Origin of the sequence: Nostoc sp. (assembly GCF_036917195.1) — a bacterium.
Lineage (GTDB): Bacteria > Cyanobacteriota > Cyanobacteriia > Cyanobacteriales > Nostocaceae > Nostoc.
The window spans coordinates 1-23,395 of record NZ_JBALDG010000044.1; the positions used below are offsets into that span (position 1 = coordinate 1).

Genomic DNA, 23,395 nt, shown 5'->3' on the forward strand with positions numbered 1-23,395 from the left:
GATGCGGCAACGTTGGCATGAATTTAATCGCTTTCGTGATTGTGTCGATGCCGCATTCAAACAATGTCCTAACGTATTTGCGTAGGGCTATAAAAGCAAAAGTTTATCCAGGCGTTGCTGAAAGTGTAATGATTTAAGCAAAGAGAGGTGGTTGCCGATGGCAACCACCTCTCTTCGTTTCAGAATGATTATTATTATCTTTTAAATGTGAACTTATGATTTTTGCTGAGTAATTTATTTCTTGGAAGTCCCTAACTGTCGATTTTTTGGTGGAGCGATTTCGCGACCCGCCTGATTGGGACGTGAGCAAACCAGCAATGCCTTACTCACATGATTGAGACCACTGAGCAGAGGTTGGTGATTGATGGCGACATTCTTTCAATTGGCTCTTATTCGCCGCTGACGCGCAACACGATTTTGCCCAGATAATGCTTCTTCATCGCTGGCTGCGCTGGCGCAGCTTCTTCGAGCAGAAACGTCTGTGCGATGTGAACTTGAAACTGGTCGATGCTCACCAATCGGTTGAGTTGGTCGAACAACATTGGGTCAGCTGTGACTGGTAAGCTAGAACTATAGAGATTGACCGCCAGAGATTTCGATTCTTTCTCCATTGATCCATCGGTTCTCTTGAGACAGCAATAACGCGATCGCACCGCCAACATCATCGGGCAAACCCACGCGACCTAGCGCAGTTTGGGAAGCCAGCATTTTATTAATTTCTGGATTGTCCCGTACTGATCCACCTGCAAAGTCAGTTTTGATCGGGCCCGGTGCAACCGCATTCACCGTAATTTGTCTTTGTCCCAACTCTTTTGCCATGTATCGAGTTAAGGCTTTGATCGCGCCCTTGCTGCTGGCATAGGCAGCATAGCCCGGTAACGTAGACCGCACTAACCGCGAAGGGAGTGCGATCGCTTCGTACAGAACGGCAACGGCAGCGTCGATATCGCGTGGCGGTCTCCACACGCTTTTACCCGCGAGTTACATTGCTGCGTCTCAAGTCTGCCTGCTTTGCAGTGACTGCAGGGAATCAAGATCGAAGCGGATCAATCTCGTAGTTCTTCGCCCAGGCGTTCTCCTCACCAGGAAGGATCTCCTCGACTCGGAAGTAGCGATCCCAGAACGGCGTCTCGCGGAGCTTCTCGCAGAACAACTGGTAGCTCTGATGATCCTCTGCCTCTATCATCCAGACGTCTGTGATCCGTGCAGTGTAGAATTCGACGTCATACCACTTCAGACGAAGCCTGTTGTGGAATTCGTCAAAAAGGGGCTGCAGGGTGTGACGAGCAATCTTAATCCGCTCCTCAACAGGAATACCAAGCCACTCCGGGGTTGTCTTGACCAACATGAACACCGTTAGTGTCCTGTCGGCAGTATTCGTTTCAGACATGTTTGTTACCTCTTAATTAGCAGCTAAATTTCTGGACGAACTCAACCTAATTGAGGCTGGTACGCCATTTACTTCGTTCAAAAAATATGACGAATTTGTCGTATTCACTAGTCGCGTTTCTGGGAACGTGTCCCGTGCGCGGTGAGGTGCAGGGTCGAGATGCTGAACGAGGTTCCGAACTCGATGATCGTTCGTGCTCTTCTGCCTCGCGCCAGCATGTAGAGCAGCGTGCCGGTTTCTCGTGAGACAGCCAGCGGAAACTCCTTCAGGCGCTCATAGAAGTCGAGGTAATCGGTCTTACTGCACATTAGTCGTGCCCGCTCTTCGGCAAAGAGGTGGGCGACGGCAAAGCTCGTCTTTGGTAATGACACCGCATCCTCGTCAAACAAGCGAGCCAACAGGGGTGCTAGTGGGCTAGTGGTCAGGGTAGTCATGCCGGCCTCCTTTGAGTTAATTGCGTCCTGGTGCTATAATACGACTAATTATTCAGGTTATGCAATTCGCATTTACCACAGTCCCATGCCTGAACGCCGAAACGCCCTAATTTCCTTACGAAAACAGCCCCAGCAGGCCCGCTCGAATGAGCTTGTCGCCATCATTCTAGAGGCGGCGGTTCAGGTTTTGGCAAAGGAAGGTGCACACCGCTTCACCACGGCGCGGGTGGCCGAGAGGGCCGGAGTCAGTGTCGGATCGCTGTATCAGTATTTTCCGAATAAGGTGGCGATCCTCTTCCGGCTCCAGAGCGATGAATGGCGGCAGACGACCGAGTTGCTACGTGGCATTCTTGAGGATGTCCAAAGACCGCCGCTTGAAAGACTACGCACCTTAGTCCATGCCTTCATCCGCTCGGAATGTGATGAGGCCGAGATCCGTGGGGCGCTCAATGATGCCGCCCCTCTTTATCGTGATGCCCCCGAAGCGCAAGAGGTAAGGGCGTCAGGAACCCGCATTGTCCAAATCTTCATGCAGGAGGCGCTGCCCCAGACCTCAGAAGCGACTCGTGCACTGGCCGGCGACCTGATCACAACGACGCTAAGCAAGGTGGGAAAGCATTTTTCGGAAACTCCTCGAACCCCCGCAGAGATCGAAGCCTACGCCGATGCCATAGCTGATATGTTTTGCGCCTATCTCAGTGTATTGGCCGGACGTGAATTAGACAATTAAGTTGGGTGAAAGCTGGGCTGAATTGTTCCCCTTATGGTGTGACAATTGTAGGCATTGAGCCAAGATCCTTAACCTTTGCGCCTTTATGGTTGATCGTTAAGTGTTGGCACTGTTTCTTCTATATCACTGATGGATGGAAAGTCTATCCCATGTTTATAGAGTCAGGCGACTAGATTATTAGTAAGACCTATATGACGCGAGTTGTTCGCGCAGCGTCTCCCTTTGGGAGAAGGAGAGAACACCCGTCTACGACATGGCAAGACTACACCGCAAGACCTTGTGCTACTCCAAATCTCTAGAGATGCTTAAATGTTCACTCCGCTTGTTGCTTTACTATTTGAGATTTCGCACAGTTCCTCTCTTTGCTTACAGCAGTTTTCATGTATTTGAACCACATCTATCGTAGGGGCACAGCAATGCTGTGCCCCTACCGCGTGGTCTATTTACCTGAAAATAGCTGTAAATCATTACACTTTCAGCAACGCCTTTATCCAAAGTATGTCTCTTATCCTCTGTACGCAGGTATCGAACCATCAGAAAGCCACTGAAAAAAAGTGCGGTCAGTGGTACTCGGTTGAAACTGATAGTGATGGGCTACAGTTACTAGAGAGTGAGTTCAATCATTAAGTATCAGAAAATTATCAGGAGCAAATGATGGTAGGCAAATTAGACGCAAAGGTAGCAATTATTACAGGTGCATCTTCAGGAATTGGGGCGGCGACGGCGATCGCTCTTGCGGAAGAAGGCGCACACGTGGCGATCGCGGCTCGTCGAATCGAGCGATTGAACGAAGTTGCACAAAAAATTGAAGCGGTTGGGGGAAAGGCTTTACCGATTGTCACGGATGCTAGCGATGAAACTCAAGTGAACTCACTGGTGCATCATGTCAACAAAACTTTGGGACGAATCGATATTCTTGTGAATAATGCGGGCATTGCAGCATTGGGAACGATTGAGGATGGCAATCCAGCAGAGTGGCGGCAACTGTTCGACCTGAACGTTTTGGGATTGCTGTATGCGACTCATGCTGTTTTGCCCATCTTCAAAGCACAGGGCGTTGGGCATGTGGTCAATCTTTCCTCCCTTGCTGGAAGGATTACACAGGCGGGCATTAGTGTGTACAGTGCCAGCAAATATGGCGTGAATGCGATTTCAGAAGCTCTGCGGCAGGAAGTTCACAAACACAATATTCGCGTCACCATTATTGAACCCGGTATGGTTGCCACCGAAATTAACAACAACCTCACCGATCCGGCAGCGAAACAGGCGCTCGAAGCCCTGTTGAAAGGCGTCGTCACTCCCCTGCAACCAGAAGATATTGCACGGGCGATCGCCTATGCCGTTACCCAACCGCCTCACGTCAACGTGAATGAAATTTTGATCCGACCAACGCAACAGGAATAGGATTTATGCATTGACAAAAGCACAAATTTATGCAAAGCATGTCTCTTGTCCTCTGTACGCAGGTATCGAACGCTTCAGTTCGACCACCAAGCCCTCTGCTGCTGAATGTAACCTAAACACCTACACCTGGTTTGTGATCGCTGAACCCAAGTATGGGGAATGTTGTCGCAAAAGTATAGTTATTTAAAGGTTTCAGGATTTACACAAAATTATAAAAAACGAATCACAAAGGACATAAAGGACACAAGGAAACAGGGTTTTAGAGAGTTTTTGCGTAAGTCCAATAGGTATTGATAATTTAGGAGGGACAATTGACTGACATCGTAGTAGGTTTAGACTTAGGTACAGGAGGAGTGCGGGCGATCGCAGTTAATCTGCAAGGGCAAATTATCGCTCAAACAACCAGAAGCTATCCCCTGTTAACTCCACAACCCGGTTGGACGGAACAGAACTCATCGGATTGGGTCGAAGCAAGTTTGGATGCTCTGTTCGATGTTACTCAACAGCTAGACGGATACCGAGCAATTGCCCTCGGTTTATCTGGACAAATGCATGGCATGGTTCCTCTCGACGCCCAAGGCAAAGCGATCAGACCGGCAATTTTATGGAATGACCAGCGCACAGGTAAAGCTGTTGTTGAGATTGAAGCCACGATTTCCCGTCAGGAGTTGATCCAGCGGACTGGAAATCCGGCAATTACAGGGTTTCAACTGCCGAAGCTCCTATGGTTGCGGACTGAAGAACCACAAGCCTATGCTCGGTTGTGGCAAATTCTTTTACCAAAAGATTATCTGGGATTTGTGCTAACTGGCGAAGTAGTCACAGAACCATCTGATGCGTCTGGTGTTGGCTGTCTGAATCTGGCGAATCGGCAATGGGATACAGATATTCTCCATGCTCTCGATATCAATCCAGCGTTATTCCCCCCAGTCATCGAATCTACCGCGATCGCGGGACGGCTAAAATCAGAAATAGCCGCCCGCGTGGGATTACCTGTGGGATTACCTGTGGTCGCAGGCGGAGGTGATAATGCAGCAGCAGCGATCAGTTTGGGCATCTCATCAAGCAACCTGAACCGGGGTAGTTTAAGTATTGGTACATCAGGAGTTATCTTTGTAGCGTGCGATCGCCCAATTCCCGATCCAGAAGGCCGGGTGCATTTGTTCTGCCATGTAGATGGTGGCTATCATTTCTTGGGAGTAACACTGGCTGCCGGTGGTTCTCTGCGCTGGTATCGAGATACATTTGCACCGCATATATCTTACACCGATCTCATGGATATGGCAGAGCGATCGCAGCCTGGTGCCCGTGGTCTTCTATTTCTGCCTCACCTTTCAGGAGAACGCAGTCCTCATCTTGATCCACATACTCGGGGTGCTTTAGTGAATTTGTCATTAGCTCATACGCAGGCAGATATAATTCGTGCCGTTTTAGAGGGGGTTGCATTCAGCTTGCAGTCAGCATTCTCAGTCATCAGCGTGCTTGCTCCTGTTCATCAACTCTTGGCAACGGGTGGAGGGGCACGCTCTAACATTTGGTTACGAATTTTAGCAGATGTTTTGCAAACAGAACTGATTGCTCCCAAAGCCGAAGAAGGAGCGGCTTACGGAGCAGCTCTTTTGGCAATGGTGGGTGTTGGTGCTTACCCTAATTTAGAAACTGTATTCAAGATAGTACCGCAGGATAGTGATGTGGTACAGCCGCAGGCAAATCCTTTGTATGAAGCAGGGTTTAATCGCTACAAGCTACTTTACGATACCTTAAAAATTGTTCGTTAAGGAACACTATACTGCCTTCTGTTCTGGCGTATAAACCTTCACAGGGACTCATTGACTATACGCTCACCAAAGCAGGCATTTGAAATTTTATGAGAAGAATTATTATTGGGGTTATGGGTAGGGGAGAAAATGCGACAGCAAATGATTTACAAAATGCTTATGCACTAGGTCAACTCATTGCCAAACAAGGATGGGTTTTACTGACTGGTGGTAGAAATGTAGGTGTAATGGATGCCGTAAGTAAAGGTGCAAAATCTGCTCAGGGTTTAACTATTGGTATTCTTCCTAGTGATAATCAAGATGGTATTTCCTCTTGGGTGGATATTGCTATTTTGACAGATATGGGGAATGCTAGAAATAATATTAATGTTCTCACTAGTGATGTAGTAATTGCCTGTGGTATGGGTGCAGGAACTGCTTCAGAAATTGCCCTAGCTTTGAAAGGAAATAAGCATGTAATTTTGTTGACTAAGGATGAAGAAAGCAAACTTTTCTTCAAAAAGCTGTCGCCAGAAAATGTTCATATTGTGGAGAGTGCGGAAAATGCCATCATTACCGCAAAAGCAATCTTATATTAATTTGTTGTTCGTGAGGTAAGTAAGTCGGTGCTAATATTTCAAGCTATGTTAAGAAATTTAAATCGTTCCAACAATTCAAAGTGCGTTAGCCTACGGCGTAACACACCCTACTTCAACTTTATATTTCTTCATATACATTGAATTTTTTTCACCGACTTACTTAGTACAGTCTTCTCACATTTAATAGACCGAAGTTAGGTTTCAATTTTTCTCGCGTCGGTTTCGTGGAGGTACGGCTTGTCCATCATAAAACTGAATAACCAACTTACTCAGTCCGATCCATGCTGCTCCAAAGATTAAGGGAGTTACAGTTTCAATCACAACTGCTACAACTGATGTTGTGTGAAAAAATGAAAAAAGTATTGGAGTGGAAGCCAAAGTAAGTACTGCTGCAACTCCACTTCCGAATTTCAATTGCTCAATAATAGAAAGCGCCGAGCTACAACTGGCACATTTTTCTGTATGAGAATGATACCTCTCCAACAGCACGGACTTTGCCAATGGGGGAGAAAAAGTCTCTTTGGCAAATGGTTCAGCGTTATATTGGTTTACCCACTGACGGAACTCAAATACAAAACTATCTGCTTTGGTTGGAAGGTAAAAGGCTTTAGTAAAGTTAAGGCTACCTCCTTTGGCTTCAAGATACCTTTCTTGATAGTGGAGAAAAATTTGATCATCTTCTAAAACACCATTTTGTCCAATGTGATAATACCAACGCGGTCTCAGCTTAATAAACCAACCTGGAAGTTTATCAGGAAACTTAAAAGGAAAACGTGCAAATACACGACATTCTCCTTTACGTATGGGTGTAGCATAAACAACGGTTAGAATTCTGCCGCGCTGGGAGTTGATGTCATGCCACATTAAACTTGGAGCAACGAAGGTTGTAGATAACTCTCCTGATTGCCCTGGTTTCAAACCTTGTTTCCAAATCCCTTTGAATCCATGTTTGCCAGATTCAATGACTTCAAGTTCCAAAGGTGCTGCATTTGCCCTATTTCCTACCGTTTTATGGTGTGTAAAGGATATGTGGCTAGGATCTAGTATATTTTCTAAAAGTGTTAATGCATCATAAGGCACATCTCTAAATGTATTAATTACAACCCATCCTTCAGGAGATTCTTCTAATGGCTGAATAATTGGAACTTCGGTTTTTGCAGCATTTTCATATTCACCAACGTATACAAATAGCAGTCCTTGCTTTTCAATAGTCGGTAATGATACCACACAAGCTCGTTTAGAAGTCTCTGCTGTTCCACCTTTGACTTGCTGAGGAATCCTTTGACAATTTCCATCTCCAGAAAAAGCCCAACCGTGATAGGGACATTCCAACAGCCCTTCATCACTAATTCTGCCTTCGGACAACGGTGCTAAACGATGAGGACACTGGTCTTCAAAACTTCTCCAAGATTGGGCAAGTCTATCCCACCAAATTACAATATCTCTTCCCAACACTGTAAAAGGGGTTGGTTTTGATTTGTCTAAGTCCTCTAGGTAATGGATGGGATACCACGTCTCTTTACAATCAAAACGATTCGGATCACTGCCGCCCGCAGGCTTTTTTTCTTGAAAACTATCTCTGACATTAACTTCTTTCTCAAGCATTTTTAATGTTTATTAATTTTTATTGCCAACTCTTAGCTTTATTTTAGCTAGTATGAACATTGGCTGTATGGTGATCGTAATGCAAAAGATTGATTTGATGAATAGTCACTGAGACAGCAGATAATATGCTACCAGTATATATTGATAAGTTTCTTAATCCTCCCCTACAGTGACAACTCTCACCGCTCTAATTGCGTCTGCGCCCGATTGAGGTAGAGTGGATGAGGTAAAAAGTTTAGTTATGGAAGCGATCGCGCATAATCTATTTTCTTTACACAAACGCTTTTGTCTTGTTTTCAAAGCAAGTAGGCAGGAGTTGTGCAAGCAGTTTTCAAACAGCATCCTGGTTACCCTTTTTATTAACGCCAAATTAAACGGACATAATATTAAGTCTCAATCAAAAGTAGATTATGTGTTTGGTTTATCAAAAAACAGTCGGCTCATGAAGGTAGGAGCCATCTACGCTATTATCAGCAATCTGAGCGAGGTTTTTTACGTAGGTGTAGCCCGCACTTCTCTACGAGACGCTGCGCGTAGCTTGCTTCTCCGTAGGGGTACAACAAAGCTCAGTGACCACCGCAGGCATCGCTTTCTCCCGTAATCCTCTTAAATACATGCTGAAACTTTGGTGTTATACTTACCGCCAGAACAAAAGCACCACTTTTTGGTGGCTTATCTTCAGCTGGGGTCCCAATCCCCATCTGCAAAACTCCCTGTAGATTTCAGATATAGTGACTTATGAAGCTATTTTGAGAGAACTATGCACTTAAGTGATATTTACCGTATTCTATAAGTGGACTAGTTAAGTAGTGCCAATCTTTATACAGAGATTTTTCTTTACATGAAAAACACTGATGAAACGCTTGAATTTTTTACAACAGTCCCAAAAATTTACAAAATTATCAGAACAAAAAACTCCCGTGTTGTCGCAACAGGAGCCAACTAACACTTCTACTGAATTGAACAATCCTCTCAACAAAAAATTATCACCTTCTTGGGTTCGGTATCTGCTATTGCTTACAGGATCGGGAGTATTGTTGAGTATTGTTGCAATTTATTTAGGAAATTATGCTTACCGTCAATGGCAATACACACAAAAATATCTACAAACTGATAATGCTCATCTCACCGCAGAGATTAACCCTGTGACTACTCGTGTATCAGGAATAGTCACTGAAATTACATTTAATGATAATCAAATGGTATCTCCGGGCATGATATTAGTTAAACTTGACAAAAGTAACTATCAATTATCTCTGGCACAGGCAAAAACATCTCTAGAATTAGCTAAACAGCAAGCAGCATTGGCACGAGAAAAAATTATCAAAATTGTTATTGATACTCCAGAACCCCAGCCAGTTCCCAAAAACAAAAATGCTCAAATAGAACAAAAAGCTTTGATTAAAAAAAGAACTTTACAAGCACAAGTCCTAAATCAGCAAAAGAAGCTAAATGAGCAACAATATAAGATAGCGTTGGCTAATTTTACTCAAAAGCAGGTAGAGGTAAAAAAAGCGGAACTGGAATTGGAATACACTAACATTGCCACTGTGGTTGGTGGACTAGTTGGCAATAAAAATGTCCAAGTAGGACAGCAGGTGATTCCAGGGCAAACTCTCTTATCAATAATGCAGCCACGTCCTTGGATTATTGCCTATTTCCCAGAAAAGCAGTTAGAAAAGATACAGCCAGGCCAAAAGGTGAAAATTACAGTCTCAGCCTTTGCTAATCGGCAGTTTCAAGGCAAGGTAGATAGTATCGCTTTTATGCCACAAGATAATCTTACGAGTAATTCAGCTTCTAGTAATTCATTACATCAAATTCCCGTCAAGATTGTGTTTAATGAGTCAAGTATTCAAGGTTACGAATCCCGATTTAATCCGGGAATGTCAGCAGTTGTAAAAATTGAAACTAAATAAAACTTATTAAAATTATTTATCAATAAGTTTTTTGAATTTCTTTAGCACCCCAAATTCCAAAAAATGGTTACATTAGGTGATCACCCACTCTTGCGTGCCGTCCCTTGGGCGTTTTTGCTAAGAGAAGGCAATTTACTCAGAGGTCTGCATCTTGCCTAAGACGGCTCAAAAAGCTTAAAATTGCTCCAGTTATTAGAGAAAACTTAGGTTTAGAGTACTTGCACGAGTGCTTGTAACATTATTCAGCGTTGCTGACTGTGATCAAGAAACTGAGTAGTAAAGTTTGGGCAGTGGGGAATTCCTTGTTTAGATGAGAAGTTGGTTAATTAGAATGAGCAGCAGGTGCGTTCAAGAAGTTGCTTATTTTATACTTGTTCTAATACTACGCTTGCTTTGTCACTCCTGAGTTGGTGTTTTTTGCTGAGAGAAATTTGCTAACTCTGATGCTAAGGTTTCTTCTAATACATTTATAATTGCATGCGGATCAGTAGGAGACTTCATCATTTCAGCCTCCGGGTCAGAGCGATTTTTGACATTAGGAATATCCTGGCGTAATTCTTCAACTAAACCGATAAGTTTAGCGATTTTCTGCTCAGAAAGTAGGTTGAGTTGAAGACTAAGTTGCGCCCTTTGCTCTGCTAATTTTTCTTGTCGCTCTTGTTTAATCAGCACCCCTGTTGTGACTAACAGTGAACCAGTAGTTAGTGAAAATTGGAGCCAAGAAAATGGCGGGGGGTCAAATCTTGATAAGCCTAAACGTCGTGGTAAAATATTAGGTATTACCCACAGTGTCATTCCTATTAGGATACTGTAAAGGAATGCCGGACGACCAAAAAAGGCGCTTGCCGCTTCTACAACCCGCTGGTGGCGAGGTACATCCTTCTCGTACCGCCTATGTAAGGCGATGATAGTTTCGATATTTTGACTAATAGCTGACGGTAATGGGGCTGTGGGCAGAATGGTTTGACACGATACTTGCGGTGAATCGCTTGGATTTGGTTTATTTTGGGAGAGCATTGGTAGTCTGACTTGATAAATGATTCCTCCAATTTCTTAACTCAAGTTTACACTGCGGATCTATACTTTGAGGTAGAAAAAACATATGAAAGTACCAAAAGACAGATTTTGGCACATTGCTATTGCTGCTGAATCAAACAAGATTTTTAGAGTTTGTCGAAAACCAAGCTCAAGGTTTTAAACCGAAATCTAATTATAAAGGCATTTACTTTGCCACGCCCGTTCCATGGTCGTATAAAGAGATTGTGGCGCTAAACAGAAATAGGACTTACGCAACGCCGATATTATCATTGCGACCGAAACAGGTGTAAGGAAGCAATCCCAGCGTCAGGGGGGATTACTTCGCTATCGCTCGTAATGACGAAATTACGTTATTTTTGCGTAAGTCCTGAGAAAGACTGTCATGTCCCTTGCGCGTCTTTTAGAGAAGGCAGTTATTCCGCTGCGCCCGTTGCTCAAAATGAAAAATTGACCACTAACCTGTCGCGCATTTAATTTGCACAACTAGAGCGGGCTTTTCGGCCCACCCCACAAGAGATTTATTTTTTGGAGGACGCAAATTAAAAAATTTTTAGCTTACCAGATAGTGCTAAGTTTGCACTTGGTAGCTTTGAACGAATTTGGATAGCTGATGGGTCAACATTAGAAGCATTATTTCGTAAGCTAAAAGGTATGCATAACAAGCACCAAATCACTGAAGAGCAGAATGAAGGAAAACTTTCACGTTCCGTTTTGAAGACCAAGTGGGTTGGTGACAGCCTCGTTGAGTTTAATGATATGTTGTATATCTACTGCCGATGTACTGGAAATATTTCACTATTTAAATCCAATTATCAGCAACAAATATACAACATTAACTACCCAATCTGAATCTGTATATTTGGTTTGGGTCATTTTGATTGCCAACAAAGACAAAAAATTAAATTCTGAACCGCTCAGAATTTAAAATTTTAATGAAAGCAAGTGTCTGAATAAAGTTATTCAGGGAATAATACATTATCAATGACATGGATAACACCATTGTCAGCTTCCACATCCGAAGTCACAATGTAAGCATCATTTACCTTAAGATTATTCTCAGCATTAACTTTGATATCTTTTCCCTCACTTGTTGTTAGCTTTTGCAACTGAACTAAATCAGTCGCATTAATTTTGCTAGTAACCACATGGTACTCTAAAACCTTTCTTAACTTAATTACATCCTGTAGCAGGTCCTCTACGGCTCCTGATGGTAGTTTGGAAAAGGCTTCGTCTGTTGGTGCAAAAACAGTGAATGGGCCATCTCCTTTAAGGGCAGTATCAAGACCAGCAGTAGTAATAGCTGTTACTAAGGTGTTGAAAGAACCTGCATTAATTGCAGTATCTATAATATCTGGCATCTGATGTCGCCTCAGTTGTTGTGAAAACTTGATGTTAAAAGATTTAACACATAAATGTATTTTTAGACTATAAACCTAAGCTAGATTCAATTGAAAAATATCTCCCCGAAGGTATCCTTCTGTGATGAATACCTGTCTCAGTGGATTTTTATCTAAAATATGTGGTTTTAAATATCAGTGTTAATCCCTTAGCTGACCTCATAACATAAGTAAAGCTAATTCAGGACTTACGCAAAAATTGCTAAAAAGCTTAATTTATCGTAGACACGTAGTGGCTTGCCGCAGGCTACCGCCAAGACGCCAAGAGCGCCTTCGCGCAGCGTCTCGTAGAGAAGAATTCGTAGAATGTGCGTAAGTCCTATAATTAATCAGTTAAAGATGTAAGAGCAAATTTCGCACCAGAATATGATTATGCTGTTGTTGCAGAGAATTTTGTCAAAAAGTTGCGTGAAAATCGAGCTAGATGAAAGTAAAGCTTTATCTAGTAATCGAATATTTATTGAGCATTTGATTCGATTGCTCAAAATATTTTGTATAACCTCACAAATATTTTGCTTAAGAATGGATACTTATGAGCAAATTATTCTAACCATTTGTAGGTTGGTTAGATTGAGAATTGGCAGTTTAGTTCTACCCAATTAGTTATTCTTAATAAGAATGCAAGTTTTAATAATTAGGAGGTGATTTTTATGGCTCTAAACTGTCAGTAACTCTCTCAAACATTTATGACTACGTTTTCACGAAAATATTAAAGCTTAGTCTCAAAGCATTGAACAGTCGGGCTTTGGAGTTTTTGGACAACTCTAATCAGCTTTTGCCACACCGATGAATTAATTCTGCAATCACTCCTGTCCAGCCAGTTTGGTGGCTTGCTCCTAAGCCAGCGCCATTGTCACCATGAAAATACTCATTAAATGTGAGTAAATTTCGCCAATGAGGATTCTTCTGAAAAATCTCGACAGCACCGTAGACAGGTCGGCGATCGCTACCATTTTGTTGAAAAATCCGTTTAAGTCGTTTTGACAAATCAATCGCTACCTCCTTAAGTGTCATCCATTGTCCAGAACCAGTGGGACATTCTACTTTGTAGTCATCTCCTAAGTATTCATGAAAATGGTTTAGAGCTTCAATCAGCAGATAATTCACTGGAAACCAAATCGGGCCACGCCAGTTAGAATTACCACCGAATAAATTGCTTGTGGATTCAGCTGGTTCGTAGTCCACTCGATACTCCTGATCGTTGACGTGGATGATGAAGGGATTCTCGGCATGAAATTTCGATACAGAGCGGATTCCGTAAGGACTTAAAAACTCACCCTCATCCAACATTCGCTTTAAGATGCGAGTTAGCTTATTGACATTTAAGATTGCTAATAAACGGCGCTGGTGTTCGCCTTGGGTGTGCATACAGGCAATTCCAGTTGTAAGATCCGGGCGATTTTCAAGAAACCACTCAGTTCGCTTGCGGAATCCGCTGAGTTTTTCTATAGTTTCGGGTTCCAACGTTCCTACCGCAAACAAAGGCACTAAACCAACTAGCGATCGCACTTTCATTGGACAATGATGTCCATCTGGGAAGCGCAGCACATCGTAAAAGAATCCGTCCTCATCATCCCAAAGGACAAGTTCATCTTCACCAATCCCATCCATCGCGGCTGCAATTCGCAGGAAATGCTCAAAGAATTTGCTGGCAATGTCTTCGTAGATGGGTTCATCCACAGCAAGTTCTAAGGCGATGGTGAGCATATTCATGCAAAACATCGCCATCCAGCTTGTGCCGTCTGCCTGCTCTAAATCACCGCCTGTTGGTAAGGGCGCACTGCGATCAAACACGCCAATATTGTCCATACCCAAAAAGCCGCCCTGAAAAATGTTTTTACCGTCGGCATCTTTACGGTTGACCCACCAAGTAAAGTTGAGCAACAGCTTTTGAAATACCCGTTCGAGAAACTGCTTATCAGCGTGTCCGTGGAACTGCTGCTCGATCTGATAGACCTGCCACACTGCCCAAGCGTGTACAGGTGGATTGACATCGCTCAGTTGCCACTCATATGCAGGCAACTGTCCGTTCGGATGCATATACCATTCCCGCGTCAGGCGTTCCAGTTGTCGTTTGGCAAAATCTGGGTCAATCATTGCCAAAGGAATCATGTGAAATGCCAAATCCCAAGCGGCAAACCAAGGATATTCCCAGGTGTCTGGCATAGAGAGAACATCATCAATATACAGATGTACCCAATCTGTGTTGCGAACACTCCGACGCGAATCGGGGGGAGTTAGAGTAGCTGAGTCGCCTTTGAGCCAATCTTCGATTATATACAGATAAAACTGTTTGCTCCAGAGCATCCCAGCAAAGGCCTGACGCTGGATTATACGTTCGTCGTCGGGTAGGGGAAACTTCGTAATCTGGTCATAGAAATCGTCGGCTTCTTGTTTGCGATCGCCAAAAATTTGCTCGAACTCACTGCCAAACGGATCGGCAATCCCAGATGAATCCGCCAGCCGCAAGCGTACAGTATGCTCTGCTCCCGGTGGAATGATCAATTTGTAATCAGCAGCAAATTTCGTACCGATCCGGTTCGGATTCACTGCATCTTGGCGCTTATGGACTACATACTCATTAAAGCCATCTTTGACATAGGGTGAGGCATTTTCCACGCCATACAGCCGCTCAAAATTCGTTTCATTCTCAGTAAATAAAAGTTCTGCTGCACCCTCACAGTAGAGCCAATAATCGCTCATGCCGGGGTGAGACGCTTCAATGATGCTCAAATCTGTCTCGGATTTCAGCACCTTTAACACTGGTTTTTCACTATTGCCATTCCATGACCAGGTATTGCGAAACCAAAGTGAAGGCAGCAAATGAAGTGGCTTGGCTTGGGAACTGCGATTAGCGATCGTGATTTGAATTAATATATCTTCAGCAGAGGCTTTGGCGTACTCGATGAACACATCAAAGTAGTCGTCTTCGTCAAATACACCTGTGTCAATCAATTCAAATTCTGCTTCCTGCTTGCTGCGGCGACGGTTTTCTTCTACTAGTTGCGTATAGGGAAATGCCTGCTGCGGATATTTGTACAAGCATTTCATATACGCATGACTTGGCGTATTGTCAAGAAAAAAGTAGTATTCCTTAACATCTTCACTATGATTGCCTTCATTGCTTGTTAAGCCAAACATCCGCTCTTTGAGGATTGGGTCTTGCTCATTCCAGAGGGCGATCGCAAAACATAATCGCTGATGATTGTCAGAAATTCCGGCAATGCCATCTTCACCCCAACGGTAAGCACGTGATCGGGCATGGTCATGGGGGAAGTAGTCCCAAGCTGACCCGTCGGGGCTGTAGTCTTCTCGCACCGTCCCCCATTGCCGCTCACTCAGGTAAGATCCCCAGCGTCGCCAGTAGGCTTTGCGATCACGGTCTTCTTGCAATCGTTGTTTTTCTGCCGTCATAGTTCCCCTCTGGTTATCTGATTTAACTGGCGTTGCAGTTCGAGACAGGGATAGTCAGTGTATCCCTTGTCTGATCATAACTGCCGTTGGTAATCACCGTGCCTTGGTAAAATTATCGAAACGTTGAGAGCATTGGATTAATGACGTTACTAGTTTCTAAATCTGGTCTATCCAACTCCATCAAATGAATATAAAAGATTGAAGGGATTGAGTGCTTTAATTATACAAACGCTTATGTAACTTAAACTTGAGATAAAATATCCTGTTGACATAGTGTTGTGATTCGTGCAGTGCCTAAAACGCTCAAAATCTAAGCTGGATAAAGGTTTGGATAATAGCGTAGGCGAAGCCCGCCGTAGGCATCGCACTGCTTGTGAGAAATGCGGGTAAATGCTTGCCAGTCAGGCGTATAACGATCAAGTTGTATGATCAAGAAAGTGCCAAAGTGCCAAGTCGCCGATGTCTAGTAGCCAAATTTGCTTGATTGACTACCGCACAGGTAGACTCTTTCCGTCTGCTCCAGAAGGGACAGTCCTGTATTCTAGCACTAGCGCAGGTTGGCGGGGTATTACAGTCGAGTTTCATCGCATTCCATCGACTGAATTTCCCGAACATTACATTCAAGGACATCGCTTGATGGTGCATATCGGCGTACCCACAATCTTTGAATGGAAAGAGGGCAATCAATGGCGGCAGACCCGATTACAGCCGGGAGATTTCTGCCTGCAAAGTCATGGCGAAATCAATACCCCTCGCTGGCACAACCCTTTAGAAATTCTGGCGATCGCCCTTGATCCAGAGTTTGTCAACCAGATTTTTCACAATACTAAAGCCCCTGAGAAAATTGCCTTTCAGCAGCAGCGGGGTAGATTTGATCCCGTAATTACTCAGTTTGCAACCCGGATGAGCCGGGAGTTGGAGTCAGGATATGGTGGTGTACTTTATAGCGAATCAATGGGGCTAGCCTTTGCGCTGCACTTGCTCGAACAGTATGGCGATCGCATGGTCAAGCTGACTCGACCGCACGGCAAACTGTCATCGGTGCAACTGAGGCAGGTGCTTGACTTTATTCATGACCATCTTACAGGTGAACTGAATTTAGTTGATCTGGCAGCCCAAGCGAATTTAAGTGCTTATCACTTTGCTCGCCTGTTCAAACAGTCGATTGGACTGGCTCCCCATCAATATGTGCTGCAAAATCGCGTGGAGCAGGCAAAGAGGCTGATTGAAATTTCAGGTAATCCAACCTTAACTGACATTGGCTTTCAAGTAGGCTTTTACGATCAGGCGCACTTTACTAAAGCCTTCAAGCAACTCGTGGGCGTTTCCCCTAAAGCATTTGCCAGAGCGATAAGCACTTCACATAACTTTGCAGATGCAAATTGAGCAAGAATTTACAATTTCTTGAACGAGGCTCCTTGTTACTTTGATTTCAAGTCGATGAACGAACTTGAGACAACAGTAAAGGAAAGCAGCGATGACAGACAACATGCGTCGTCGAATTTTGGCAATGGGAGCTGTGGGTGCAGCAAGTTTGGTAGGTGTGTTTACTTCTAGTAAAGCAAACGCCAACATTCAGACTCCGCCTGCACCAGAAACGACAACTCACTCGAATGGAAAATTTGCACAGAAGGTAGTGTTGATCACGGGTGCAACCTCTGGTATTGGCGAAGGCACCGCTTATGCGTTTGCCCGCGAAGGCGCAAAGGTATTCTTCTGTGGTCGGCGCGAGAATTTGGGCAAACAGGTCGAAGCCAAGATCAAGGCTTTTGGCGGTGAAGCCACATATATGCAAACTGATGTCAGACTAGAAAAACAGGTAAAGGCATTAATCGAAGCCTGTGTGAGCAAATATGGCAGGTTGGATATTGCCTTCAATAATGCCGGCATTCTCAACCCGAAGTTTGCCAGACTGCATGAGCAGCCTACAGCAGACTTTCTCGACACCCTACAGACAAACGCTGTGGGTGAATTCCTTTCGTTGAAGTATGAAATTCCACAAATGCTCAAGCAGGGTGCAGGCTGTATCGTTAACATGGCTTCCGTTTCAGGATACAAGGGATATACGGAAATTGGTCCTTACAGTGTCAGTAAGCACGCTGTTCTCGGACTAACCAAAGTTGCAGCATTGGAATATGCCAAAGACAATATTCGGATTACTTCAATCTCGCCTGGTGGTGTTGATACACCGATGTTACGTCGGGCACGTGAACAGCGCAGACAGACGTTTGAGCAAGGCTCAAGGGCAATTCCCATCGGGCGCACCAACACGGTCGAAGAAATGGCACGGGCTGTGATGTTTTTAGTATCTGATGAAGCTTCGGCATTTCATGGTTCGCTGGTCGATGTCACCAGCGGAATCTTAGATTAGCAAAAGCAAAAATATAGGAGACAGCATTATGTCGATTAATACCTACTATACTCTGGGTCGCTCTGGTTTGCGCCTCAGTTGTCTAGCTTTAGGAACCATGACCTTTGGCCCATAAAGAGGGGCTTGAGTAGCAGGCGAACCGAAAACTGGGATAAGCTTAAAAGCCATATTAGATAAGGATTTTATGCAGAACTAAGGTCATTGACGCTCTGCTTATCATCAAGTCACTATTCAACAAGAAAATAAGAGTTTCAGCTTTTAAATATGCTTGTATTACTCATGTAATATTTCTTAACCCTGTTTTCTGGGCGAATGCTACTCATACCCCAGGATATGAAAACTTTATATATTTTCATGCTTTTGGCAGACGATAGCTGTTACAGCAACAAGTCATGCTGTTAAGCAACAAATATTCTTCTCACCTTTACTTTTGTGTTTAACAGAATAAAAGTTTTTTGAGAGGATTTATCTAAGGACTTACTAGTGATTACTGGGCATAAACTAGTACTTAACCGTCTCACTCATTTACTATTTTAGCTAGTTTCAAACTTTTTTGAAACGAAAGCTGTTTAACCCGTATACGTTGATGACCTGACAAGCGAGGGAACTAAAGGGATAAAAGTCGTCGTCAAGCGCTGCCCTCCAGATACGTTAAGCTCGAGCTATAACCAAGAGCCTGTCTGAGTGTGAGTTCTGCCCAAGAGCCATGCAAAAATAAAGGAGACTTGAAGATGTCGATGCTAAGAAAAACTCTTACCAAATTTGCAGGAAACCGTTTTACACAAGATTTCTTGGAAAAGGCCGTTGCTGAGGCTCAATTCTGGATGGGATTTGGTTGCGGAGCTAGTGTTGAATCTAGTGGTGAAAGTGCAGTATTGGATTTTGTATATCAAAAACAAAAAGCCCCTTACTGTATTTTTGATGTAGGTTCCAATCAAGGACAGTATCTAAAACTTATATTAGGAATTTTTCCAGAAGACAACCTTTCGGTTCATTGTTTTGAGCCAAGTTATTACACATTTGGAATTCTCAAATCTAGTATAGATCCGAAAGTAAAGAGTAAGGTCAAGTTAAACAATTTAGCTCTTGGAAAGATAGAAGGCGAATTGAGATTGCATTATAATAAAGCAGGTTCAGCTTTAGCTTCTCTCACTAAGCGCAGACTCGATCATTTCGGTATCACTTTCGACGATTCTGAACTTGTAAAAGTAGATACAGTTGATAACTATTGTAGCAAAAATAATGTTCAGCAGATAGATTTCCTTAAGCTGGATGTTGAAGGGCATGAGCTAGATGTCCTTGTAGGTGCATCTGAAATGTTCCTTAAACAAGCAATTAATATAGTCAGTTTTGAGTTCGGGGGATGTAATATTGATACTCGAACTTTTTTTCAAGACTTTTACTATTTTTTCAATAATATAAATATGAGTTTATTTCGTATTACTCCTGCCGGTTACCTCCATCCTATCAAATCGTATAAGGAAGTATTCGAGCAGTTCAGACCAACTAATTATTTGGCAATAAAGAATGACTAAGAACTGGTTCATAAACAAAAGCTTAAGCCGCTAATCGCTTGACCAGAAGACGAATTAATGAGTTATAAATCGTCGCTTGACTAACTTTTGTATACAACTCATAATCTTTGCTCAAATTCTGAAATAGATAAATTCATCCGAATGTAAGTAAGTCGGCGGGGAAATTTATAAGTATGTAACGAAAACTTAACCGAAGATATTAGAGTTAAATTTAACACGTTGTGTAATGTAGTTTCCTTTTTCTCCTCTAGCTTGAACACCATCAATTACGGCATAGGCAAGTTCTAGCTCGTCATCAAACATTTTTCCTGCTAGTTTATCTTTTTTAAAGTGTTGCCATTCCAATTTATCGGGTTCATTTGGGAGCAATATTTGGGCAAAAAGAAGATGTACAAACCCATCCGTTCCCACTTAGTCCATAATTGTTGAACTTCCTGGCATCTATGTATTGAACTGTTATTCTACACTATTAGTCTGATACGGTCAACTTTCTCAGCATCAAGAGCTTCGTGTTCCATCATTTGGATGTAAGATTTACGACTAACACCCCCAATGACCAGACCGTAAATAAAGAAGTTGCAGGACAAATGGAAGCTCCGATTCGATACTTCAATGCAACAATGCCTGATTTACTACCTGACTTTTCCCGTTAAGTCTCGAAAAGCTTGCTCACAAAGGATTGAGAGATACATCCCTAGTGTTACTGAGTCAATTACACGGCAATTTCCCAGTAGAATTTTAATTTTGAAGCAGAAAAAGGGAACTATAGGTAAGAGTTGATTTTTGTTGCGTCTAGTATAATTATGGCTTCACAGAATCAAGGCTTAGATTTGCCGCCAGTTTCCAGCGATGTTGTCATCGAGTCAAACTTCCGAAAGTGGTTCTTAAGGATGACTAATGGTATAAATATTAGCAACAAAATTAAATGTGGCTATGCTCTTGATCATATTACGTGTCAAGTTTTTGATTTTCCAAAGCTCCACAAATATGGTGTTTTCTCATGAATCATTTAGGATTGCTATAGACTGATTGTTAATTATCTTAAACTATTATCTAAAATCATGTTTCAGCCCAATAAATACTCAGAAAAAGCCAGTTCTCAGCCTGTAGAATTACTACAAATAGAAGCACTCGAAGCAGCAAATTCTCAGAGGATTGTTGCTATCACCGTTGAAAAAATCCGTCAATCTCTTGACTTAGAATATATTTTTCAGACAACTACTCAAGAAATTAGGCAATTGTTAAACTCTGACCGCGTAATTTTATATCGTTTCAATCCAGATTGGAGTGGAAAAGTTGTCTCTGAATCCTTAGCACAAGGTTGGTTGCCTCTAATTCAGCAGCAAGCGCATCAACCACAATTAGTAGAAAATATCAGTGAATGTAGCTTGAAAAATTTATCTATTCCTCCAATTGTAGATACTTATTTACAAGATACACAGGGAGGGCGCTTTTCTCAAAATGAAACTTATCGTGTTTGTGACGATGTTTACAGTGCTGGCTTTAGTAAGTGCTACCTGAAAATTTTAGAGCAATGCCAGGCAAGAGCTTACGTGATTACTGCTATTTATCAAAGTCAACAACTTTGGGGACTGCTAGCAGTTTACCAAAACGATGCACCTCGAAAATGGCAAACAGTTCAAGTATATATACTTAGCCAAATTGCTTCTCAGCTAGGTGTAGCATTACAGCAAGCAGAATTACTCAAACAAACTCAAAGTCAGAAAGAAGAACTCGCCACAACTCTCAAAGAGTTACAGCTGGCTCAAGCTCAGTTAATTCAAAATGAGAAAATGGTCAGTTTGGGGCAATTAGTAGCTGGAATTGCCCATGAAATTAACAACCCAGTTAGCTTTATTTACGGCAATCTAAAATCGGCTGATGAATACACCCAAAATTTATTTTCACTATTAGATATCTACCAAAGACATTATCCCCAATCAGTCAAGGCAATTGAGGAGTTTACAAATTTCATTGAACTAGATTTTTTAAGGTCAGACTTTCCCAAATTATTCAAATCGATGCTCATGGGGGCAGAGCGGATTCGAGATATTGTTCTTTCTCTGCGGACTTTCTCACGCTTAGACGAGGCTGAAATGAAAGCAGTTGATATTAATGAGGGAATTGATAGTACGATAATGATTATCCAAAGCCGCCTCAACCCTACTAACCAGCGCCTACAAATTGAGGTGATCAAAGAATACGGTAGCCTCCCCTTAGTTCAATGTTATCCTGGGCAGTTAAACCAAGTATTTTTAAATATTTTAGTGAATGCACTCGATGTTTTAGAAGATTCAGTAGTTAAAGGTCGGTGGACAACAAAAAAATACAATTTAATGGATAATCCGCGAATTTATATTCGCACCCAATTGCTAGAACCAGATCAAGTCACTATTAGCATTGCCGACAATGGGCTAGGAATACCAGAAGATACTTTAAAGCAAATATTTAATCCTTTTTTTACGACCAAGCCTGTTGGACAAGGTACAGGGATGGGACTGGCTATTAGTTACCAAATTATCACACAAAAACATCGTGGTTCTTTAGAATGCATTTCGCAACCAGGAGTTGGTGCTGAGTTTATTATTCGTATTCCCCTTCAGCAACTTGTGTCAAATTTATAACGCTTGGTATCATGTCTCCAACTTTTCAATGAAGAAATAGTTCTTTAAGCCAAATTCTTCATACTTGTAAACTTTACTGTAGATGAATCTGATTTTTAGGATTTTCGATATATAGCTGTATAAATTGCTTTAACAGGGCATAGTGGGTCATAGCCCTCAAGCCTTTAGGGCAAGTGGAAGTTATGAAAATCATAGATTTAATTTGACCAAAAATCATAGCGATCGCTCCTGCTAATCCAATACTTTTCGGATAAAGCCAATAATCTTTCTTTTGGTCTAGGGAAAGGTAAATTCAAACCCTTTTACTTTCCCCTTTCACCCTTAACCGAAAAGTATTGCCTACTAAATAGGGATTTTATCTTGAATCTTTTACCAGATGTTTGTCTCCGTTAATATCAATTGGTGACGTAAGTGTTATCTCTACTAATTTAATATAGACAGAACAATGAGCTAATCGCTTTAATTAATTAATAGCTCTAATTTAATTAGGACTTACGCACACTCTACGAATTCTCGGCGCTCTTGGCGTCTTGGCGGTTCGAGAAATTAAGCTTTTTAGCAATTTTTGCGTAAGTCCTATTAATATGCCAAAAATCTAGTTTTGTCACGACAAATGATTAATTTTATTTATGATTTCAGCATTTAACATCTTCATTTATTTATCTTAGACCATCTCTATGTGAATAGATAGTAAACACCACCAAGCGGAGCCTTCTGTAGACAAGCTAGAAGGAGCGATGCCTACGGCGGCAAGCTACGCTCATTTAGCACCTGTAATAATTATTGCGGATACCTGAGGATATAAGTACTTAAACATCTACATATCCGAGTACTCGCGCTTCTAGGCGCTATTGTTCTAATAACCCAAGTTGTGGGTTATCAAATTCGGGGCGTATCTTCATCATCGATTCAGGCGATCGCGCACTCTGAAGTTGGGGTAGCGCGTAGCGCCACCCCAACTTCAACTCAATCAAAACTATAATTACTGAATTAATCTAAAGTATAAAAACTCGTGAAAACAAGCACTAAAGTCAACGCAACCAATTACTATCTCTATGGTCAGGCAGTTGTCAAGCGGATTTGATACCAAGTTGCCAAAGATAGTATTGTTACATTCAGTTATATTGAACAGAGCCAAGAAAATCCGACTTCTCCCTTAACAGTTAGGGGGTTATTCA

21 protein-coding genes and 2 pseudogenes are annotated in these 23,395 nt (G+C 42.5%); 11 read left to right on the forward strand and 12 right to left on the reverse strand.

Annotation, left to right across the window (positions count from 1 at the left end; genetic code table 11):
- Positions 1–389 precede the first annotated feature (389 nt).
- The 4 genes from V7K40_RS14795 to V7K40_RS14810 all read right to left on the reverse strand — a co-directional run bounded on the left by V7K40_RS14795 (position 390) and on the right by V7K40_RS14810 (position 1,824).
- Positions 390–542 (reverse strand): hypothetical protein, encoded by a 153-nt coding sequence (locus tag V7K40_RS14795; protein ID WP_334960781.1) that lies wholly within the window; start codon positions 540–542, stop codon positions 390–392.
- 28 nt (positions 543–570) lie between these two features.
- Positions 571–966, reverse strand: a complete 396-nt coding sequence (locus tag V7K40_RS14800; RefSeq protein WP_334960783.1) for an SDR family oxidoreductase — start codon at positions 964–966, stop codon at positions 571–573.
- A 64-nt stretch (positions 967–1,030) separates the two neighbouring features.
- Complete coding sequence (locus V7K40_RS14805) at positions 1,031–1,390, reverse strand: darcynin family protein (protein ID WP_334960785.1); 360 nt, start codon at positions 1,388–1,390, stop codon at positions 1,031–1,033.
- Positions 1,391–1,497: 107 nt separating this feature from the next.
- Positions 1,498–1,824 (reverse strand): hypothetical protein, encoded by a 327-nt coding sequence (locus V7K40_RS14810; protein ID WP_334960787.1) that lies wholly within the window; start codon positions 1,822–1,824, stop codon positions 1,498–1,500.
- An 85-nt stretch (positions 1,825–1,909) separates the two neighbouring features.
- On the opposite strand from V7K40_RS14810, the gene V7K40_RS14815 reads away from it, so the two are divergent.
- The 6 genes and pseudogenes from V7K40_RS14815 to V7K40_RS14840 all read left to right on the forward strand — a co-directional run bounded on the left by V7K40_RS14815 (position 1,910) and on the right by V7K40_RS14840 (position 6,314).
- Positions 1,910–2,554, forward strand: coding sequence for a TetR family transcriptional regulator (locus V7K40_RS14815; RefSeq protein ID WP_334960789.1), 645 nt, complete (start codon positions 1,910–1,912; stop codon positions 2,552–2,554).
- Between the two features lie 44 nt (positions 2,555–2,598).
- Positions 2,599–2,960 (forward strand): annotated as a pseudogene (locus tag V7K40_RS14820) (IS1 family transposase); the annotation flags it as partial.
- 245 nt (positions 2,961–3,205) lie between these two features.
- The gene (locus tag V7K40_RS14825; RefSeq protein ID WP_334960791.1) at positions 3,206–3,958 is read left to right on the forward strand and encodes an SDR family NAD(P)-dependent oxidoreductase; all 753 of its coding nucleotides are present in this window, start codon (positions 3,206–3,208) and stop codon (positions 3,956–3,958) included.
- Positions 3,959–3,968: 10 nt separating this feature from the next.
- Positions 3,969–4,145 carry a hypothetical protein gene (locus tag V7K40_RS14830; RefSeq protein ID WP_334960793.1) on the forward strand — a complete coding sequence of 59 codons (177 nt, stop codon included), beginning with the start codon at positions 3,969–3,971 and terminating at the stop codon, positions 4,143–4,145.
- Positions 4,146–4,269: 124 nt separating this feature from the next.
- Complete coding sequence (gene xylB, locus V7K40_RS14835) at positions 4,270–5,736, forward strand: xylulokinase (RefSeq protein WP_334960795.1); 1,467 nt, start codon at positions 4,270–4,272, stop codon at positions 5,734–5,736.
- Positions 5,737–5,825: 89 nt separating this feature from the next.
- A complete protein-coding gene (locus V7K40_RS14840) occupies positions 5,826–6,314 on the forward strand; it encodes a TIGR00725 family protein (protein ID WP_334960797.1) in 489 nt (162 codons plus the stop codon).
- Between the two features lie 201 nt (positions 6,315–6,515).
- On the opposite strand, the gene V7K40_RS14845 is transcribed toward V7K40_RS14840, so the two are convergent.
- Together V7K40_RS14845 and V7K40_RS14850 are read right to left on the reverse strand one after the other, a co-directional pair.
- The gene (locus V7K40_RS14845) at positions 6,516–7,919 is read right to left on the reverse strand and encodes a Rieske 2Fe-2S domain-containing protein (RefSeq protein ID WP_334960798.1); all 1,404 of its coding nucleotides are present in this window, start codon (positions 7,917–7,919) and stop codon (positions 6,516–6,518) included.
- A gap of 566 nt (positions 7,920–8,485) precedes the next feature.
- Positions 8,486–8,620: a hypothetical protein gene (locus V7K40_RS14850; protein ID WP_334960800.1), complete on the reverse strand. Its 135-nt coding sequence runs from the start codon at positions 8,618–8,620 to the stop codon at positions 8,486–8,488.
- A 153-nt stretch (positions 8,621–8,773) separates the two neighbouring features.
- Here V7K40_RS14850 and V7K40_RS14855 point away from each other — a divergent pair, with 153 nt between their 5' ends.
- Complete coding sequence (locus V7K40_RS14855) at positions 8,774–9,838, forward strand: efflux RND transporter periplasmic adaptor subunit (RefSeq protein ID WP_334960802.1); 1,065 nt, start codon at positions 8,774–8,776, stop codon at positions 9,836–9,838.
- Positions 9,839–10,234: 396 nt separating this feature from the next.
- Here the strand turns inward: V7K40_RS14855 and V7K40_RS14860 are convergent, their stop codons facing one another.
- From V7K40_RS14860 to V7K40_RS14870, 3 genes are all read right to left on the reverse strand, one after another.
- The gene (locus V7K40_RS14860; RefSeq protein ID WP_334960804.1) at positions 10,235–10,855 is read right to left on the reverse strand and encodes a DUF1003 domain-containing protein; all 621 of its coding nucleotides are present in this window, start codon (positions 10,853–10,855) and stop codon (positions 10,235–10,237) included.
- 977 nt (positions 10,856–11,832) lie between these two features.
- Positions 11,833–12,234, reverse strand: a complete 402-nt coding sequence (locus V7K40_RS14865; protein ID WP_334960806.1) for a fasciclin domain-containing protein — start codon at positions 12,232–12,234, stop codon at positions 11,833–11,835.
- An 807-nt stretch (positions 12,235–13,041) separates the two neighbouring features.
- Positions 13,042–15,687 carry a glucosidase gene (locus V7K40_RS14870; RefSeq protein WP_334960808.1) on the reverse strand — a complete coding sequence of 882 codons (2,646 nt, stop codon included), beginning with the start codon at positions 15,685–15,687 and terminating at the stop codon, positions 13,042–13,044.
- Between the two features lie 459 nt (positions 15,688–16,146).
- On the opposite strand from V7K40_RS14870, the gene V7K40_RS14875 reads away from it, so the two are divergent.
- The 3 genes from V7K40_RS14875 to V7K40_RS14885 all read left to right on the forward strand — a co-directional run bounded on the left by V7K40_RS14875 (position 16,147) and on the right by V7K40_RS14885 (position 19,593).
- Positions 16,147–17,073 (forward strand): AraC family transcriptional regulator, encoded by a 927-nt coding sequence (locus V7K40_RS14875; protein ID WP_334960810.1) that lies wholly within the window; start codon positions 16,147–16,149, stop codon positions 17,071–17,073.
- 91 nt (positions 17,074–17,164) lie between these two features.
- On the forward strand, positions 17,165–18,058 hold the full coding sequence (locus tag V7K40_RS14880; protein WP_334960812.1) for an SDR family oxidoreductase: 894 nt from the start codon (positions 17,165–17,167) through the stop codon (positions 18,056–18,058).
- Positions 18,059–18,744: 686 nt separating this feature from the next.
- Positions 18,745–19,593 (forward strand): FkbM family methyltransferase, encoded by an 849-nt coding sequence (locus tag V7K40_RS14885; RefSeq protein ID WP_334960814.1) that lies wholly within the window; start codon positions 18,745–18,747, stop codon positions 19,591–19,593.
- Between the two features lie 22 nt (positions 19,594–19,615).
- On the opposite strand, the pseudogene V7K40_RS14890 reads toward V7K40_RS14885, so the two are convergent.
- Together V7K40_RS14890 and V7K40_RS14895 are read right to left on the reverse strand one after the other, a co-directional pair.
- Positions 19,616–19,738: pseudogene (locus V7K40_RS14890) on the reverse strand (IS5/IS1182 family transposase); the annotation flags it as partial.
- A gap of 41 nt (positions 19,739–19,779) precedes the next feature.
- Positions 19,780–20,004 (reverse strand): hypothetical protein, encoded by a 225-nt coding sequence (locus V7K40_RS14895; protein ID WP_334960816.1) that lies wholly within the window; start codon positions 20,002–20,004, stop codon positions 19,780–19,782.
- Between the two features lie 650 nt (positions 20,005–20,654).
- Between V7K40_RS14895 and V7K40_RS14900 the strand changes: the two genes are divergently transcribed.
- Positions 20,655–22,217: an ATP-binding protein gene (locus V7K40_RS14900; RefSeq protein ID WP_334960818.1), complete on the forward strand. Its 1,563-nt coding sequence runs from the start codon at positions 20,655–20,657 to the stop codon at positions 22,215–22,217.
- An 848-nt stretch (positions 22,218–23,065) separates the two neighbouring features.
- Here V7K40_RS14900 and V7K40_RS14905 read toward each other — a convergent pair.
- Positions 23,066–23,191: a hypothetical protein gene (locus tag V7K40_RS14905; RefSeq protein ID WP_334960819.1), complete on the reverse strand. Its 126-nt coding sequence runs from the start codon at positions 23,189–23,191 to the stop codon at positions 23,066–23,068.
- Between the last annotated feature and the right edge of the window lie 204 nt (positions 23,192–23,395).